This window comes from Cryobacterium sp. MP_3.1 (assembly GCF_035984795.1).
Classification (GTDB): Bacteria; Actinomycetota; Actinomycetes; order Actinomycetales; family Microbacteriaceae; genus Cryobacterium; species Cryobacterium zongtaii.
In genome coordinates this window covers 1-14,807 of record NZ_JAXCHV010000050.1, presented here as the reverse complement: position 1 = coordinate 14,807, position 14,807 = coordinate 1, and the positions used below count along the sequence as shown (strand labels likewise).

Below are 14,807 nucleotides of genomic sequence, written 5' to 3'. Positions count from 1 at the left end.
ACGCGGCCTGGATCAACAAACCCGCCGCTCAGGAAGAAGCGCCGAAACTAGCCGCCTAAACTCACGCTGGCCTCATTCACCTTGACAAATTCCGGGTCGCGGATCTCACCCAGCAGCACGACATCCGGATCGCTACGCAGGATGGAGCGCAACGCGCTGGCGAAGGTGAGACCGGCCTTGACGTTCACCTGCACCTGATTGATGCCCGCCATACGGTACTCCACCGGGTCCTCGACGGTGATGACATTGATTTCAGGGCGGGCGACCGCCCCGAGGGTGGTGTACAGGGTGGTGGATTTACCCGAACCAGTGGGGCCGGTGATCAGGATCATGCCGTACGGCTTGCTGTAGGAGGTCTGATAGGCCTCGAAGTTGCGCTCGAGCAGCGCCAACGCCCGAACGTCCAGGGTGGTGTTGGAGTTGTCCAGAATTCGCATGACGACTTTCTCGCCCCACACGGTTGGCAGAGTCGCCACCCGTAGGTCGATCTGTCGACCGGCGTGTCGCACGGTCATTCGACCGTCTTGGGGCTTGCGGCGCTCCGCGATGTCGATGTCGCTCATGATCTTCAGCCGAGAAATGACACCGTTTTGGATGCTCTTCGGGGCCGTCTGCATCTCGTGCAGCACGCCGTCGATGCGGTAGCGCACCCTTAGGCTATGTTCGCCGGGCTCGATGTGAATGTCGGAGGCGAGGTCCTGGATTGCCTGGCTGACGAGCAGATTCACGAACCGAACAATCGGAGCGTCGATCTCGGCCGAATCGGAGACACCAAACGAGGCGGCTTCGGCGCCAGCGGCCGCGTTCTCTTCTTCGAGGGTAGAGGTCAGGTCGCTGAGTTCACCGTCGGCACGGTGATAGCGGCTGATGGCCGAGAGCAGATCGGTTCGTTCCGCCACAACCTGGGTGACCCGCATCCCGGAGGCCGTACGAACATCGTCAACAGCGAAGACGTTGCCGGGGTCGACCATGGCCAGCACCAGCCTGTTGCCGTCTATGAGAATCGGCAGTACCTCATGCCGTCGGCATACCGAGACCGGAACAAGGGCGACGGCGAGGCGGTCCACCGGGTAGTCAGCGAGTTCCACGAACGGCAAGTTCACTTGGGCGGCACGGGCCTTGGCGAACTGAGCCTCGGAAATGACTCCTTCGGCGACCAGAGCGCGCACGGCGGTCTCGTCTGCGGGATCACCGGCCATCAGCGTGTCTAGGACCTCGATGGGCAACAAGCCGTGCAAGATCAGGATCTCCGTGAGAGTCGCCATGAGAACTTTTCCCTACGGGTGGGGCTGCGCGGAAACGGAGCGCACGCAGCTGGTGAACCAGCGCCCGAATGAAATGACGAGTCACGCTATCCCAGACCTATTCGGGTGGCGAGAACCACCTTCGGGGGGCCAGGGTTTTGACCAGCCAGCCCGGTGCCATCCGGGAAGTCGAGGCCTATCTGTACCTTAGCGGCTGGGCCACCCGATACACGCCATCAGGGGCCGTAGGTTGCCGACTTTCAGGTGCTCAGGCGCCGGCCCAGATGGTGTTGACCATGTCGTGGGTGTAGCCATCCGGGCCGGCGTTCACCCAGAGGGTGGCCAGCCAGATTCCGCCGCGCAGAAAGTGCGACTGGCCGTATTTACCGATGTCGGTGGTGGTCTCGGTGAGGCACCGGAGCCCCCCGAGCTCCTCATAGCACTCCATACCCAGCGCGCGGAGGCGGGCCTCGATGGCAGCGGTCTGCTCGGCGGTGACCCACACGACGCTGGTGGACACGCCGGTGTCGGACGCCCCGTCGGGCGTGACCCACCGGCAGCTGAGGTGTTCGTTGGCATTGATGATGGCGCGCAACTCGGGGTCGTCGGCGCCGTCGCGCACGGTGGCGCCGGACTCGGCGGTCCAGGCCGGGTTGAGCACCAGGTCGCCGAACGCGCCCATCATCACGGGGCTGTAGATCTGCTCGCAGGACGCGGGCTTGGGCGTGCCGGGTTCGAGCACGGCGGTGGGGGCGATGACCGCGGCCGCGGCCGCCGGCGCGGCGGGCACCGGTCGGGCGTCGGGGTCGACCGCGGGGGCCGGCACAGGCCGGGGCAAGAGGACCACCCACACCGCGGCCACCACGACGAGCACGGTCACGATGCCGCCCAGGATCAGCAGCACCCACTGTGTGAGGGGCGTGATCGTCGGTGTTCCATGAACGGGCATTCGGCCTCCCTGAGCGCGATCCTCCCGGAGGATTTTGCGCACAGCATAGCCCGGACCGGGCGAGGGAGGTGCTGGTTAGGCGCCGGCCCAGACGGTGCCGACCATGTCGTGGGTGTAGCCATCCGGGCCTGCGTTGACGTACCGGGTGGCCAGCCAGATGCCGTCGCGCAGAAAGTGCGACTCGCCCGCGATGCCTTCGGCGCCCTCGGTCGATTCAGCAATACAACGGATGCCGCCAAGCTCTTCGTAGCAGTTCAGGCCGTCGCCGACCAATCGCTGGTGCACCGCCTCGCGCTCCTCGGCCGAGACGTAGACCACATTGGAGGTGAGGCCGCTGCCGGAGCCACCATCGGGGTTGCCCCACACGCAGGTGAGGTGCTCGGCGCCCTCGATGAGAACGATGAGCTGTTCGTCATCGGTGCCAAACAGCACTCCGGAGTTGACGTCCTTTTCGGCCCAGTCGGGGTTCAGGGTGCCGGTCTCGTTGAGGGTGGCCAGCATGGCGGGGCTGTAGATCGCCTCGCACGAGGTGGGGCGCGGCCCCGCGGCGACGGGTGCCGCGCTGGCGACAGCCTGCGGCTCGGCGGTCGCTGACGGGGTGGGGCGGGTGCCCGGCAGGGTGTCGGATCCGGAGGGCGTGCCCGCTCCCCCGCGCCAGACTACGAGCACCACGATCAGGGCCACGACCAGCAGCACGCCGACCGCGCCGAGGGCGAACCACAGCGGGCGCCGGGACGGTGAACCAGTCGGCATCGTTGCAGCACCCATGGCGGTGACCCCCTTAGAGAATTTCCCCCAGCCTAGCTGGCCGTTTGCCTCCGGGCCCGATGGGGGGGCATCATGGGTCGTGAGCCACCGTGTGTTCATGACTCCTTGTTGCGCGACCTAGTCCGCACTGTCTGTCACACGGTGGCTCCTCGCATTAACCGGCTGCATCCGGAGGTCGACCAGCGGGCGGAGGGAGCGAGCCGCAAGACGAGCGAGTCAGGTGGCGAAGATGACCGAGGGAGAAGCGCTAGGAGTCGGCTTCGAGAAGAGATAACCCTGGCCGTAGCGGCAACCCATCGCCTGCAGCAGGTCTCGCTGGTTGGTGGTCTCGATGCCCTCGGCCACCACATCCAGATTGAGGGAGTCCGCCAAACGGAGGATTCCTTCCACTATCGCTCGATCGTGTTCGGACCGTTCGAGGTCGCGGATGAACGACAGGTCGATCTTCAACAGGTCCACGGTGAATTCGCGCAAATGTGTGAACGACGAGTAGCCGGTGCCGAAGTCGTCGATGGCGAGCCGCACTCCGATGGCGCGCAGCTCCTGGAAGGTTCGGGCGGCGGAGTCGATCGCCTCGAGCACGGCGCTCTCGGTGAGCTCCAGCCAGAGCTGGTCAGGGGCCAGACCCGAGTCCCTGAGCGCGCGCTTGACGACCGCACCGAAGTCGTCCTGCACGAACTGCCGGGCCGAGACGTTCACGCTGACGGCCACGTTGCGCTCCAGGGCGGTCGCCGCGTGGCAGGCCTGGCTCAGCACCGTGGCACCGATGCCCTTGATCAAGCCGACCTCTTCGGCAATCGCGATGAACTCACCCGGGGAGATCAGCCCACGCTCGGGTCGCCGCCAGCGCGCGAGGGCCTCGGTCGCCACGACTCGGTTTTCCTGCAGGTCCACGATGGGCTGGTACCACGTCTCGATCTCGCCCTGGGCGACGGCGTCGCGCAGAGCCAGCTCAGTGTCGAGCCGCTGGTGAATGCGGTAGCGCAGGTCGTCGTCGAAGACCTCGTATCGGGCGCGGCCCCGCCCCTTAGCCAGGTACATCGCCTGATCAGCATTGCGCAGCAATGACTCGGCGTCGTCATGACCGAGCCCGAATGCTATGCCGATGCTGGCGTCCACGGATGCGACCTGGTCACCGAACTGGATCGGCGCTGAGATGGCCTTCTGGAACGCCTCGGCGATCTTGCTGACGTCCCCGCTGCGGCCGACATCCGGGCAGATGACCACGAATTCGTCCCCGCCGATGCGGGACACCGTGTCGGTCGCCCTGGCATGCTGGCGCAGCCGAAGCCCAACCTGCATCAGGACGGCGTCACCGGCGTGATGGCCGAGGCTGTCGTTGACGAACTTGAATCGGTCGAGGTCGATGAACAACACGGCAACGCCGGTACCGCGACGCGACGCCTGGAGGAGAGCCTGGTTCAGCCGGTCGAGTAGCAGCAGGCGATTGGGCAGGTTCGTCAGCGGATCGTGGAAAGCGAGGTGTTCGACCCGGGCTTCGGCCAGGCGCCGGGCGGTGATGTCCTCGAGTTGGTACAGGAACCCGCCGGCCTGCTCACCCTCGTTGATCTCGGCGATGCTGACCTTGACCCAGGTTTCCTCACCGTCGTCGCGTCGCATCCGACGATCCATGCGGCGGCCCGTCGGGCCGTCGACGCCGACCGTCGCGGATGCTGCGCCATCCCCGGCATTCGCCGGACTGAACATCGACTCGATGGGCTGATTCACCACCGGGATCAATGACCCGGCCAGGTCGAAGAGCCGTTTGTTCGCCTCGACGACTATTCCGTCCAGCGACACGATGGCTGTTCCGAGCGGCGACGAGGCGAAGGCGGCCTCGAAGCGGGCACTCGCCGCCGATGCCGCGTGTTCGGCAGCGCGCAGCGCGGTCACGTCGGTCACGCTGGCAAGATGCCCGAACACATCGTTCGCATCTGTCATCGGGGCGGTGCTCACCTGCACCCAGTTGACCTGCCCGGAGGGAGTGCGGAATCGCATGGTCGTCTCGTAGGCCTCCCCGGCGTCGACGTACTGTTGCCATTCCTGACGCACCCGGTCGGCGTCGTCGGGGTGCATAGCCGCGACCCAGCCGTCGCGCCGCGACTGGCGCTTCGTGAGCCCGCTCAGCTCGAGCCACTGGTCGTTAGCCGAAATGATTCCGCCCGCAGCATCCAGTTGCACGATGCCAACCGGTGCGATCTTGATCAGCGTGTGGAGCGTATCCGCCGTCTCCGCCAGCTGCCGGGTGCGAGCGTCGACCGTCTCCTCAAGGGTGTGGTTGGCCTCGGCGAGGGCCTGCATGGCCGCGTCCCGCTGGCGATCGAGGGTGCGCAGCCGGCGCGCCGCGATCCAGGCGAGCCCCGTGCCGAGAACTGTCATGACCGCGATCAGGATGGCGACGCCGAACACCGTGTCGTACCAGCCCAGGCGGCGGCCCGCAAGGTCGGCCAGCCCCAGGACGAACGGGCCGAGGAACAAGACAGGAATGACCGGGCGGAGCAGATGCCCCGCGCTGCCCGGGTCGCCCAACAGCGCGATCAGACCGTTGGCGGGACGCTGCAGCAGGATCGACAACGACAAAATGGCCAGCCCGAGCGCCGAGGGCAAGGCCATGCTCGCGAACCCGCCGACACTGTAGAGCGAGGAGACCCCGTAGGCGTAGCCGAGAATCGCGATCAGGCTGATTATGAGCGTCCCGAAGGCCAGTCCGAGCATCACGCTGGCGCGGGCGAGCCGGCTGGCGACGACGGATGCCCCGAGCAGCAGCAGCGACACCGCCGTGGCCGGCGCCATGCGCGCGGTCTGCCCGTCGAAGTCGATACCCGCAAGCTCGTCAATGCCGAGTGATATCCCGAAGATGTACTCGGCCAGGGTGAGCACACCGATCATGGCAACAGCGAGACCCAGACCCAGGCTGACTCGGCGCCGGTCCAGCATTGCCACGGCAGCAGAGACGAGAATGAAGCCCACTGCGGTCATCGGTTTGATCGTCCACAGGCCGGCGATGGCCCCGGGGATCGCGCCCAGCCCGACGTACCATCCGATCAGGAGGATCACACCGACCGCCCCGGCGACGGCCGCTCCGGTGAGACTGGCCAACCGCATGATGTGCCTCTGCTCCCGATGGGCAGGAGCGCCACTCGTCATGATGATTCTACCGGGCCACCACTCATAGAACCCCACCCCGGTGGTTGGCTTGTCGAACCCGGTGACGTGCGTGGCGAAGTCGGCCTACCGGATCTCGACAAGCTCGATCAACTTGGGGGCTCGAACCGCGGGACGGGCTCGATCACGTGGCTCACGCGCACGCACCCTCAATGCCAAAATCACTTAGCCGTAACTCGAACCCATTGAGCTCAACCCGGTTCACCCCGTCTGGGTATGTCAAGCCGTTGTAGTTTGACCCGTAGACCAGCAGCGCTTCCGCAGCGAGCCGCCTCGCCGTCGCCAGTTCCTCATCGCTGCCGAACCTGTACAATTTCACCTTCGTGCGCAATTCGACCGCCGCGCTGAAACCGAAAGCCGTGAACTTGACTAGGTAATACGTCTCGCCACTCACGGGGTCAGTCACTTGCGAGGAGAGCGACTCGAACGGGATCTGACGATCGCCCCAAGTCAGGATGAACCCGTCCTGCTCCATTGGACATCGAAGCGGCACTCACTACATGCCACGGCCCAACCTAGCGCGCCTGTCGAACCCGGTGACCATGCGTTTAGAGGTCGTCTAGCCGGATCTCGACAAGCTCGATCAACGTGGGGGGCCGGTTAACGGGGAATGGCCCCCTGCCGAAGCAGGGGGCCATTCTCGGAAATCACACTCGGTTAGTTGTACGTACCGGGGGTGAAGTCGTCCGACGAGAAGCTGTCGAAGTCGACGAAGCTCAGGTCACCCTCGGTGAACGCTGCATCATCGGTGAAGATGCGGTTCGGGTAACGCTCAGCCTTGGCTTCGTCCGTTGCCTCGACGTTGACGTCGCGGTAACGGGGAAGACCGGTGCCGGCCGGGATCAACTTACCGATGATCACGTTCTCCTTCAGGCCCATCAGCGGGTCGCTCTTGCCTTCCATGGCCGCCTGGGTCAGAACCCGGGTGGTCTCCTGGAAGGAAGCGGCCGACAGCCACGACTCGGTTGCAAGCGAAGCCTTGGTGATACCCATGACTTCCTGACGAGCCGAAGCCGTCTTCTTGCCCTCGGTGAGTGCGGTGCGGTTGAGTTCGTTGTACTTCAACCGGTCAACGAGCTCGCCCGGAAGCAGGCCGGTGTCGCCGTGCTCCACGACAGTCACCTTGCGAAGCATCTGACGAACGATGACCTCGATGTGCTTGTCGTGAATCGGCACGCCCTGCGAACGGTAGACATCCTGCACGCCACCAACGAGGTGCTTCTGCACCGCACGGACACCCTTGACGCGAAGAACTTCCTTCGGGTCGACGGCGCCGATGATGATCTGCGTGCCGAGCTCTACGTGCTGGCCATCCTCAACGAGGAGGGTCGCGCGCTTGAGCACCGGGTAGGCGATTGCTTCGTCACCGTTGTCGGGGGTCAGGATCACCTTGCGGCTACGATCCGTGTCCTCGATGGTGATGCGGCCAGCAACGTCGACGATCGGCGATGCACCCTTGGGGGTACGCGCCTCGAAGAGCTCCTGCACCCGGGGCAGACCCTGGGTGATGTCGTCTGCGGATGCGGAACCACCGGTGTGGAAGGTACGCATGGTCAGCTGCGTGCCGGGCTCACCGATCGACTGTGCGGCGATGATGCCGACGGCCTCTCCGATGTCCACGAGCAGGCCGGTAGCGAGCGAACGGCCGTAGCAGACCGCACACACACCGACAGCAGACTCGCAGGTCAGCACCGAGCGCACCTTGATGTTCTCGACGCCGGCGGCAACCAGCTTCTCGATCATCACGTCACCGACGTCGTCTCCGGCGTCAGCAACGACCTCACCCTTGGCGTTGACCGCGGGGGCGGCCAGGCTGCGGGCGTAGACCGCGTTCTCCACGTTGGGGTGACGTGAGAGAGCACCGGCGGCGTCGACCGTGGCGATCGGCAGTTCCAGACCCTTGGTCGTACCGCAGTCGTCTTCGCGGATGATGACATCCTGCGAGACGTCGACGAGACGACGCGTGAGGTACCCGGAGTCTGCGGTACGCAGAGCGGTGTCGGCCAGACCCTTACGAGCACCGTGAGTAGCAATGAAGTACTCGGCGACGGACAGGCCTTCGCGGTAGCTCGAGATAATCGGGCGAGGGATGATCTCACCCTTCGGGTTGTTAACCAGACCACGCATACCGGCGATGTTTCGCACCTGCAGCCAGTTACCACGAGCACCAGAGGTGACCATCCGGTTGATCGTGTTGTCGGCCGGGAAGTTCGCCTGCATGGCCGCAGCGACGTCTTCGGTCGCCTTGGTCCAGATCTGGATGAGCTCCTGACGACGCTCGAGGTCGGTCGTGAGACCCTTCTCGAACTGCGACTGAACCTTCGCGGCCATCTTCTCGTAGGTACCGACGATCTCCTTCTTGTTCGGAGGCGTCAGGATGTCGCTGAGCGCGACGGTCACACCGGAGCGCGTGGCCCAGTAGAAGCCGGCGTCCTTGATGCGGTCCAGCGTTGCCGCTACTTCCACCTTCGGGTACCGCTCTGCGAGGTCGTTCACGATGGCCGAGAGGGTGCCCTTGTCGGCAACCTTCTCGAAGTACGGGTAGTCAGCCGGCAGCGCCTCGTTGAAGATTGCGCGGCCCAGCGTGGTGTTCACCAGTACGGTTCCGACGGCCTGACCATCGACCAGCTCAACACCATCGGGCTGAGTGCCCTCGGTGAAGTACAGGTCGCTGATGCGGATGCGCACCTTGGCGTTCAGGTCGAGCGACTTCTGGTCGTGGGCCAGGATGGCCTCCGAGACAGAGGTGAACGCGCGGCCTTCGCCGGTGACGCCGTCCTTGAGCGTGGTCAGGTGGTGCAGACCGATGATCATGTCCTGGGTGGGCAGGGTCACCGGGCGACCGTCAGACGGCTTCAGGATGTTGTTCGAGGCGAGCATCAGGATGCGCGCTTCGGCCTGGGCCTCCATGGACAGCGGCAGGTGCACAGCCATCTGGTCACCGTCGAAGTCGGCGTTGAACGCCGCACAGACGAGGGGGTGCAGCTGGATGGCCTTACCCTCCACGAGCTGAGGTTCGAAGGCCTGGATACCGAGGCGGTGCAGCGTGGGTGCACGGTTCAGCAGAACCGGGCGCTCACGGATGATCTCCTCGAGCACGTCCCACACCTGGGGGCGGCTGCGCTCGACCATGCGCTTGGCGGCCTTGATGTTCTGAGCGTGGCTCAGGTCGATCAGGCGCTTGATCACGAACGGCTTGAAGAGCTCCAGAGCCATCTGCTTGGGCAGACCACACTGGTGCAGCTTCAGCTGCGGGCCGACAATGATGACCGAACGGCCGGAGTAGTCAACGCGCTTACCGAGCAGGTTCTGACGGAACCGACCCTGCTTACCCTTGAGCATGTCGCTCAGGGACTTGAGGGCGCGGTTACCGGTACCCGTGACGGGACGGCCACGACGACCGTTGTCGAAGAGCGCGTCAACGGCCTCCTGCAGCATCCGCTTCTCGTTGTTCACGATGATCTCGGGGGCACCGAGGTCAAGCAGACGACGCAGACGGTTGTTGCGGTTGATCACACGACGGTAGAGGTCGTTGAGGTCGGAGGTCGCGAAACGGCCACCGTCGAGCTGCACCATCGGGCGCAGTTCCGGCGGGATGACCGGCACGACGTCGAGCACCATCGCGGCCGGCGAGTTGCCGGTCATGATGAAGGCGTTGACGACGCGCAGACGCTTGATGGCGCGGATCTTCTTCTGACCCTTGCCCTCGGCGATCTGCAGGTGCAGGTTTTCGCTCTCGGTGACCAGGTCGAAGGCCTCGAGGCGCTTCTTGATGGCCTCGGCGCCCATGAAGGCCTCGAAGTACATGCCGAAGCGGTCCTGGAGCTCGTGGAAGACGGAGTCTTCCGGCTTCAGGTCGCCGACCTTGAGGGTGCGGAAGTCTTCCCAGACACGCTCGAGGTGAGCAATCTGCTCGTCGAGGGCCTTGCGGACCTGCGACATCTCCTTCTCGGCGGCGTCCTTGGTGCGCTTCTTCTGGTCGCTCTTGGCGCCTTCGGCCTCCAGTGCTGCGAGGTCGGTTTCGAGGCGCTGCAGGCGGTCGGCGATGCGGGAGTCGCGGCTGCCTTCGAGGGTCTTGATCTCGAGACGCAGTTCGTTCTCCAGCCCAGGCATGTCCTGGTGGCGACCGTCTTCGTCAACCTCGATGACCATGTAGGCAGCGAAGTAGATGACCTTTTCGAGGTCCTTCGGAGCCATGTCCAGCAGGTAACCGAGACGCGAGGGCACACCCTTGAAGTACCAGATGTGGGTGACCGGGGCGGCGAGTTCGATGTGGCCCATGCGCTCACGGCGCACCGACGACTTCGTGACCTCTACGCCACAGCGCTCACAGACGATGCCTTTGAAGCGCACTCGCTTGTACTTGCCGCACGAGCACTCCCAGTCGCGGGACGGTCCGAAGATCTGCTCTCCGAAGAGACCGTCCTTTTCCGGCTTGAGTGTGCGGTAGTTGATGGTTTCGGGCTTCTTGACCTCACCGTGCGACCAACGACGGATGTCGTCAGCGGTGGCCAGGCCAATGCGAAGCTCGTCAAATGTTGTTACGTCGAGCAATTTCTCTCCTTGGAAAGTTTTCGAGTATTCGTCAGTGGCCTGGTTTAGATGTCGTCGATTGACGACGACTCAAACCGGGTGGAAATGTTGATGCCCAGTTCCTCCGCTGCGCGGAAGACCTCGTCATCCGTGTCGCGCAGGCTGACTGCGGTTCCATCGGCCGAGAGCACCTCGACGTTCAGGCACAGCGACTGCATTTCCTTGATCAGAACCTTGAAGCTCTCGGGGATACCGGGTTCCTGGATGTTCTCGCCCTTGACGATGGCTTCGTACACCTTGACGCGGCCGAGGATGTCGTCCGACTTGATGGTCAGGAGTTCCTGCAGGGCGTAAGCGGCTCCATATGCTTCGAGCGCCCACACCTCCATCTCACCGAAACGCTGTCCACCGAACTGCGCCTTACCACCCAGCGGCTGCTGCGTGATCATGGAGTACGGGCCCGTCGAACGTGCGTGGATCTTGTCGTCGACGAGGTGGTGCAGCTTCAGGATGTACATGTATCCGACCGCGATGGGCATCGGGTACGGCTCGCCGGAGCGACCATCGAACAGCTGCGTCTTTCCAGTCGAGTCGATCAGGCGGTCGCCGTCACGAGTCAGAGTCGTCGAGTCGAGCAGACCGGCGATTTCTTCCTCGAGCGCGCCGTCGAACACCGGGGTCGCGACCTTGGTGTTCGGGGCGGCGCTGTGCGCGGCTTCGGGAAGACGGCCGGCCCACTTGGGCTTACCCTCGACCTGCCAGCCCTGCTTGGCGATCCACCCGAGGTGGGTCTCCAGCACCTGACCGAAGTTCATGCGGCCCGGGATACCCAGCGGGTTCAGGATGATGTCAACCGGGGTTCCGTCGGCGAGGAACGGCATGTCCTCGACCGGCAGGATCTTCGAGATGACACCCTTGTTGCCGTGACGACCGGCGAGCTTGTCACCCTCGGTGATCTTGCGCTTCTGGGCGATGAAGACGACAACACGCTGGTTGACGCCCGAGCCGAGCTCGTCGTCGCCATCCTGCGAGTCGAAAACCTTGACACCGATGATGGTGCCACGCTCACCGTGGGGAACCTTCAGGGAAGTGTCGCGAACTTCGCGGCTCTTCTCGTTGAAGATCGCGCGCAGCAGGCGCTCCTCGGCGGACAGCTCGGTCTCGCCCTTCGGCGTGACCTTGCCCACGAGGATGTCGCCGGGGCGAACCTCGGCGCCGATGCGGATGATGCCACGCTCGTCCAGGTCTGCAAGCAGGTCCGGGGAGACGTTGGGCAGGTCGCGAGTGATCTCTTCCTTGCCCAGCTTGGTGTCGCGCGCATCCACTTCGTACTCTTCGATGTGAATCGAGGAGAGAACGTCGTCCTTCACCAGGTTCTGGCTCAGGATGATGGCGTCCTCGAAGTTGTGACCCTCCCATGACATGAATGCCACGAGGAGGTTCTTTCCGAGTGCGAGCTCACCGTTGTCGGTAGCGGGACCATCGGCGATGACCTCGCCGGCCTCGATACGCTCGCCGGCGTTGACGATGACGCGGTGGTTGTAGCTGGTGCCCTGGTTGGAGCGGCTGAACTTGCGCAGGTAGTAGTCCTGCGTTCCGCCCTCGTCGAGCTGGATGGTGACGACGTCAGCCGACACCTCCATGACCACACCGGACTTCTGTGCGGTGAGCACGTCGCCGGCGTCGATGGCCGCGAAGCCCTCCATACCGGTTCCGACCAGCGGGCTGTCGCTGAGCAGCAGCGGCACAGCCTGACGCTGCATGTTGGCACCCATGAGTGCGCGGTTAGCATCGTCGTGCTCGAGGAAGGGGATGAGCGAGGTCGCGACGGAAACCATCTGGCGCGGCGAGACATCCATGTAGCCGATGTCTTCTGCCGGGAAGAGGTCAACCTCTCCACCCTTCTTACGCGCGAGAACACGGGTCTCGGCGAAGCGGGCGGCCTTGGTCAGCGGGGCGTTGGCCTGCGCGACGATGTACTCGTCTTCCTCACTTGCGGTGAGGTAGTCGATCGTCGTGGAGACGACACCGTCGATGACACGACGGTACGGGGTCTCGATGAAACCGAAGGCGTTGATCCGCGCGAACGAGGCGAGCGAACCGATCAGGCCGATGTTCGGGCCTTCCGGGGTTTCAATCGGGCACATGCGGCCGTAGTGCGACGGGTGAACGTCTCGCACCTCGACACCTGCGCGGTCACGGGACAGACCACCCGGGCCCAGCGCGGACAGGCGACGCTTGTGCGTCAGTCCGGCGAGCGGGTTGTTCTGGTCCATGAACTGCGACAGCTGCGACGTACCGAAGAACTCCTTGATCGCGGCGACGACGGGGCGCACGTTGATCAGGGTCTGCGGGGTGATCGCTTCGATGTCCTGCGTGGTCATGCGCTCGCGAACGACGCGCTCCATGCGGGACAGGCCGGTGCGGACCTGGTTCTGGATGAGCTCGCCGACGGCGCGGATACGACGGTTGCCGAAGTGGTCGATGTCGTCGATGTCGATGCGAATGTCGGTCTCGACGCCGTCGCGGGTACCGCGGATCGTGGTCTGGTTGTCGTGCAGCGCAACCAGGTACTTGATCGTGGCCAGGATGTCCTGGAGCGTGAGAACGGAGTCGGTGAGCGGCGCCTCGAGGCCCAGCTTGCGGTTGATCTTGTAACGACCAACCTTGGCCAGGTCGTAGCGCTTGGAGTTGAAGAAGAAGTTGTCCAGCAGCGCACGCGCGGCCTCGGCGGCGACCTGTTCTCCCGGGCGCAGCTTGCGGTAGATGTCCTTGAGGGCTTCTTCCTTGGTGAGGATGTTGTCCTTCTCAAGGGTGAGCTCGATGGACGCGAAGCCCTTGAACTCCTCGAGGATCTCTTCGGAGGTGAGTCCGAGGGCCTTGAGGAACACCGTGACGGACTGCTTGCGCTTGCGGTCGATGCGAACGCCGACCTGGTCGCGCTTGTCGATCTCGAATTCGAGCCAGGCACCACGGCTCGGGATGACGCGGGCGGAGTAGATGTCCTTATCGGAGGTCTTCTCCTGTTCGCGGTTGAAGTACACACCGGGCGAACGCACCAGCTGCGACACGACGACACGCTCGGTGCCGTTGATCACGAAGGTGCCCTTGGGGGTCATCAGCGGAAAGTCGCCCATGAACACGGTCTGGGTCTTGATCTCACCGGTGAGGTGGTTCATGAACTCAGCGTTCACATACAGCGGTGCGGAATAGGTCTTGCCCTTTTCCTTGCACTCGTCGATGGTGTACTTCTCCGGCTCGAGCTCCGGGTTGGTGAAGGACAGCTGCATCGTCTCGCTGAGGTCCTCGATCGGCGAGATCTCCTCGAAGATCTCGTCGAGACCGGTGCGAGCGTTCAGGTCGTGACGACCGGCAGCCTGGGCCTCGGCGAGGCGAGCTTTCCAGATGTCGTTTCCGACGAGCCAGTCAAAGCTCTCGGTCTGCAAAGCGAGCAGATCGGGAACCGTGAGGTTGTCAGAAATCTTTGCGAACGAAAGACGGCCAGCAGCTCGTCCGTTCTTGGGTGAATTGGTGGTTGCGTTGCGCGCAGCAGCCAAGGAAGTAACCTCCGTGGACCCCGTCAGGTCTAATCACTGTTAGTAATTTGGTATGGACTCCGCAGATCCTGAGCAGGGATGTCCATCCTTGGATATGAGGACATCCGGCTCAGAAATGTGCTGCAAGGTGGCTTGAGCACGCAAAGCCGACCGCAATATGAAGGCAGAGTTAAATCTGGGAGCGCAAAGGTCAACTATATGCCGTTGTTGCGCCCGTGTCTACTGGAATGTTGACCTTCGCCAAATTCTCAGGTATAACCCGGTTTCACCGGCCGGCTGGAGCGGCGGGCGGGGTGTTGAGTTGCTCCATTGTGCCTCATCCGGCGGCGTCCTGCTGCGGCCGTCGAGCGCGTGTCGTCCGTATCGCGCAGCCATCCGCTCCGGGCGTGGTCGCCGACTTGCCAGTTGGCGCCGTGTGGCGGGCCCTGAAGGGGCGTCAAGTGGCACCTCACCGCAGGGGCCGGTGGTGAATTGCCAGTTGGCGCCCGCTGCTGGCCGGCAAAGTCATACGGTCGTTGCAACATCCTGATTCGAAGGAGTTGCTGATGCCGAAGACGTTTCCTGCAGGTACGCGGTCGTCGTTTGTTGATT

At 63.9% G+C, this 14,807-nt stretch carries 6 protein-coding genes and 1 pseudogene; all 7 read right to left on the bottom strand.

Annotated features, from left to right (window positions below):
* Nucleotides 1–77: 77 nt before the first annotated feature.
* Nucleotides 78–1,265, bottom strand: a pseudogene (locus RCH12_RS17995) (GspE/PulE family protein); the annotation flags it as partial.
* A 247-nt stretch (nucleotides 1,266–1,512) separates the two neighbouring features.
* Nucleotides 1,513–2,193 (bottom strand): hypothetical protein, encoded by a 681-nt coding sequence (locus RCH12_RS17990; RefSeq protein ID WP_327017807.1) that lies wholly within the window; start codon nucleotides 2,191–2,193, stop codon nucleotides 1,513–1,515.
* Nucleotides 2,194–2,268: 75 nt separating this feature from the next.
* Complete coding sequence (locus RCH12_RS17985) at nucleotides 2,269–2,946, bottom strand: hypothetical protein (RefSeq protein WP_327017806.1); 678 nt, start codon at nucleotides 2,944–2,946, stop codon at nucleotides 2,269–2,271.
* 231 nt (nucleotides 2,947–3,177) lie between these two features.
* Complete coding sequence (locus RCH12_RS17980; protein WP_327017805.1) at nucleotides 3,178–6,066, bottom strand: putative bifunctional diguanylate cyclase/phosphodiesterase; 2,889 nt, start codon at nucleotides 6,064–6,066, stop codon at nucleotides 3,178–3,180.
* Nucleotides 6,067–6,259: 193 nt separating this feature from the next.
* Entirely contained in the window at nucleotides 6,260–6,601 is a 342-nt protein-coding gene (locus tag RCH12_RS17975; RefSeq protein WP_327017804.1) for a hypothetical protein, read from the bottom strand.
* Nucleotides 6,602–6,783: 182 nt separating this feature from the next.
* A complete protein-coding gene (locus tag RCH12_RS17970) occupies nucleotides 6,784–10,680 on the bottom strand; it encodes a DNA-directed RNA polymerase subunit beta' (protein WP_088457226.1) in 3,897 nt (1,298 codons plus the stop codon).
* A 44-nt stretch (nucleotides 10,681–10,724) separates the two neighbouring features.
* Nucleotides 10,725–14,216: a DNA-directed RNA polymerase subunit beta gene (gene rpoB, locus RCH12_RS17965; protein WP_103429995.1), complete on the bottom strand. Its 3,492-nt coding sequence runs from the start codon at nucleotides 14,214–14,216 to the stop codon at nucleotides 10,725–10,727.
* Nucleotides 14,217–14,807 lie beyond the last annotated feature (591 nt).

Coding starts and splice junctions, on each gene's coding strand:
- RCH12_RS17985 (WP_327017806.1), bottom strand. CDS start 2,946: ATGCCGACTGGTTCACCGTCCCGGCGCCCGCTGTGGTTCGCCCTCGGC.
- RCH12_RS17990 (WP_327017807.1), bottom strand. CDS start 2,193: ATGCCCGTTCATGGAACACCGACGATCACGCCCCTCACACAGTGGGTG.
- RCH12_RS17975 (WP_327017804.1), bottom strand. CDS start 6,601: ATGGAGCAGGACGGGTTCATCCTGACTTGGGGCGATCGTCAGATCCCG.
- RCH12_RS17980 (WP_327017805.1), bottom strand. CDS start 6,066: ATGCGGTTGGCCAGTCTCACCGGAGCGGCCGTCGCCGGGGCGGTCGGT.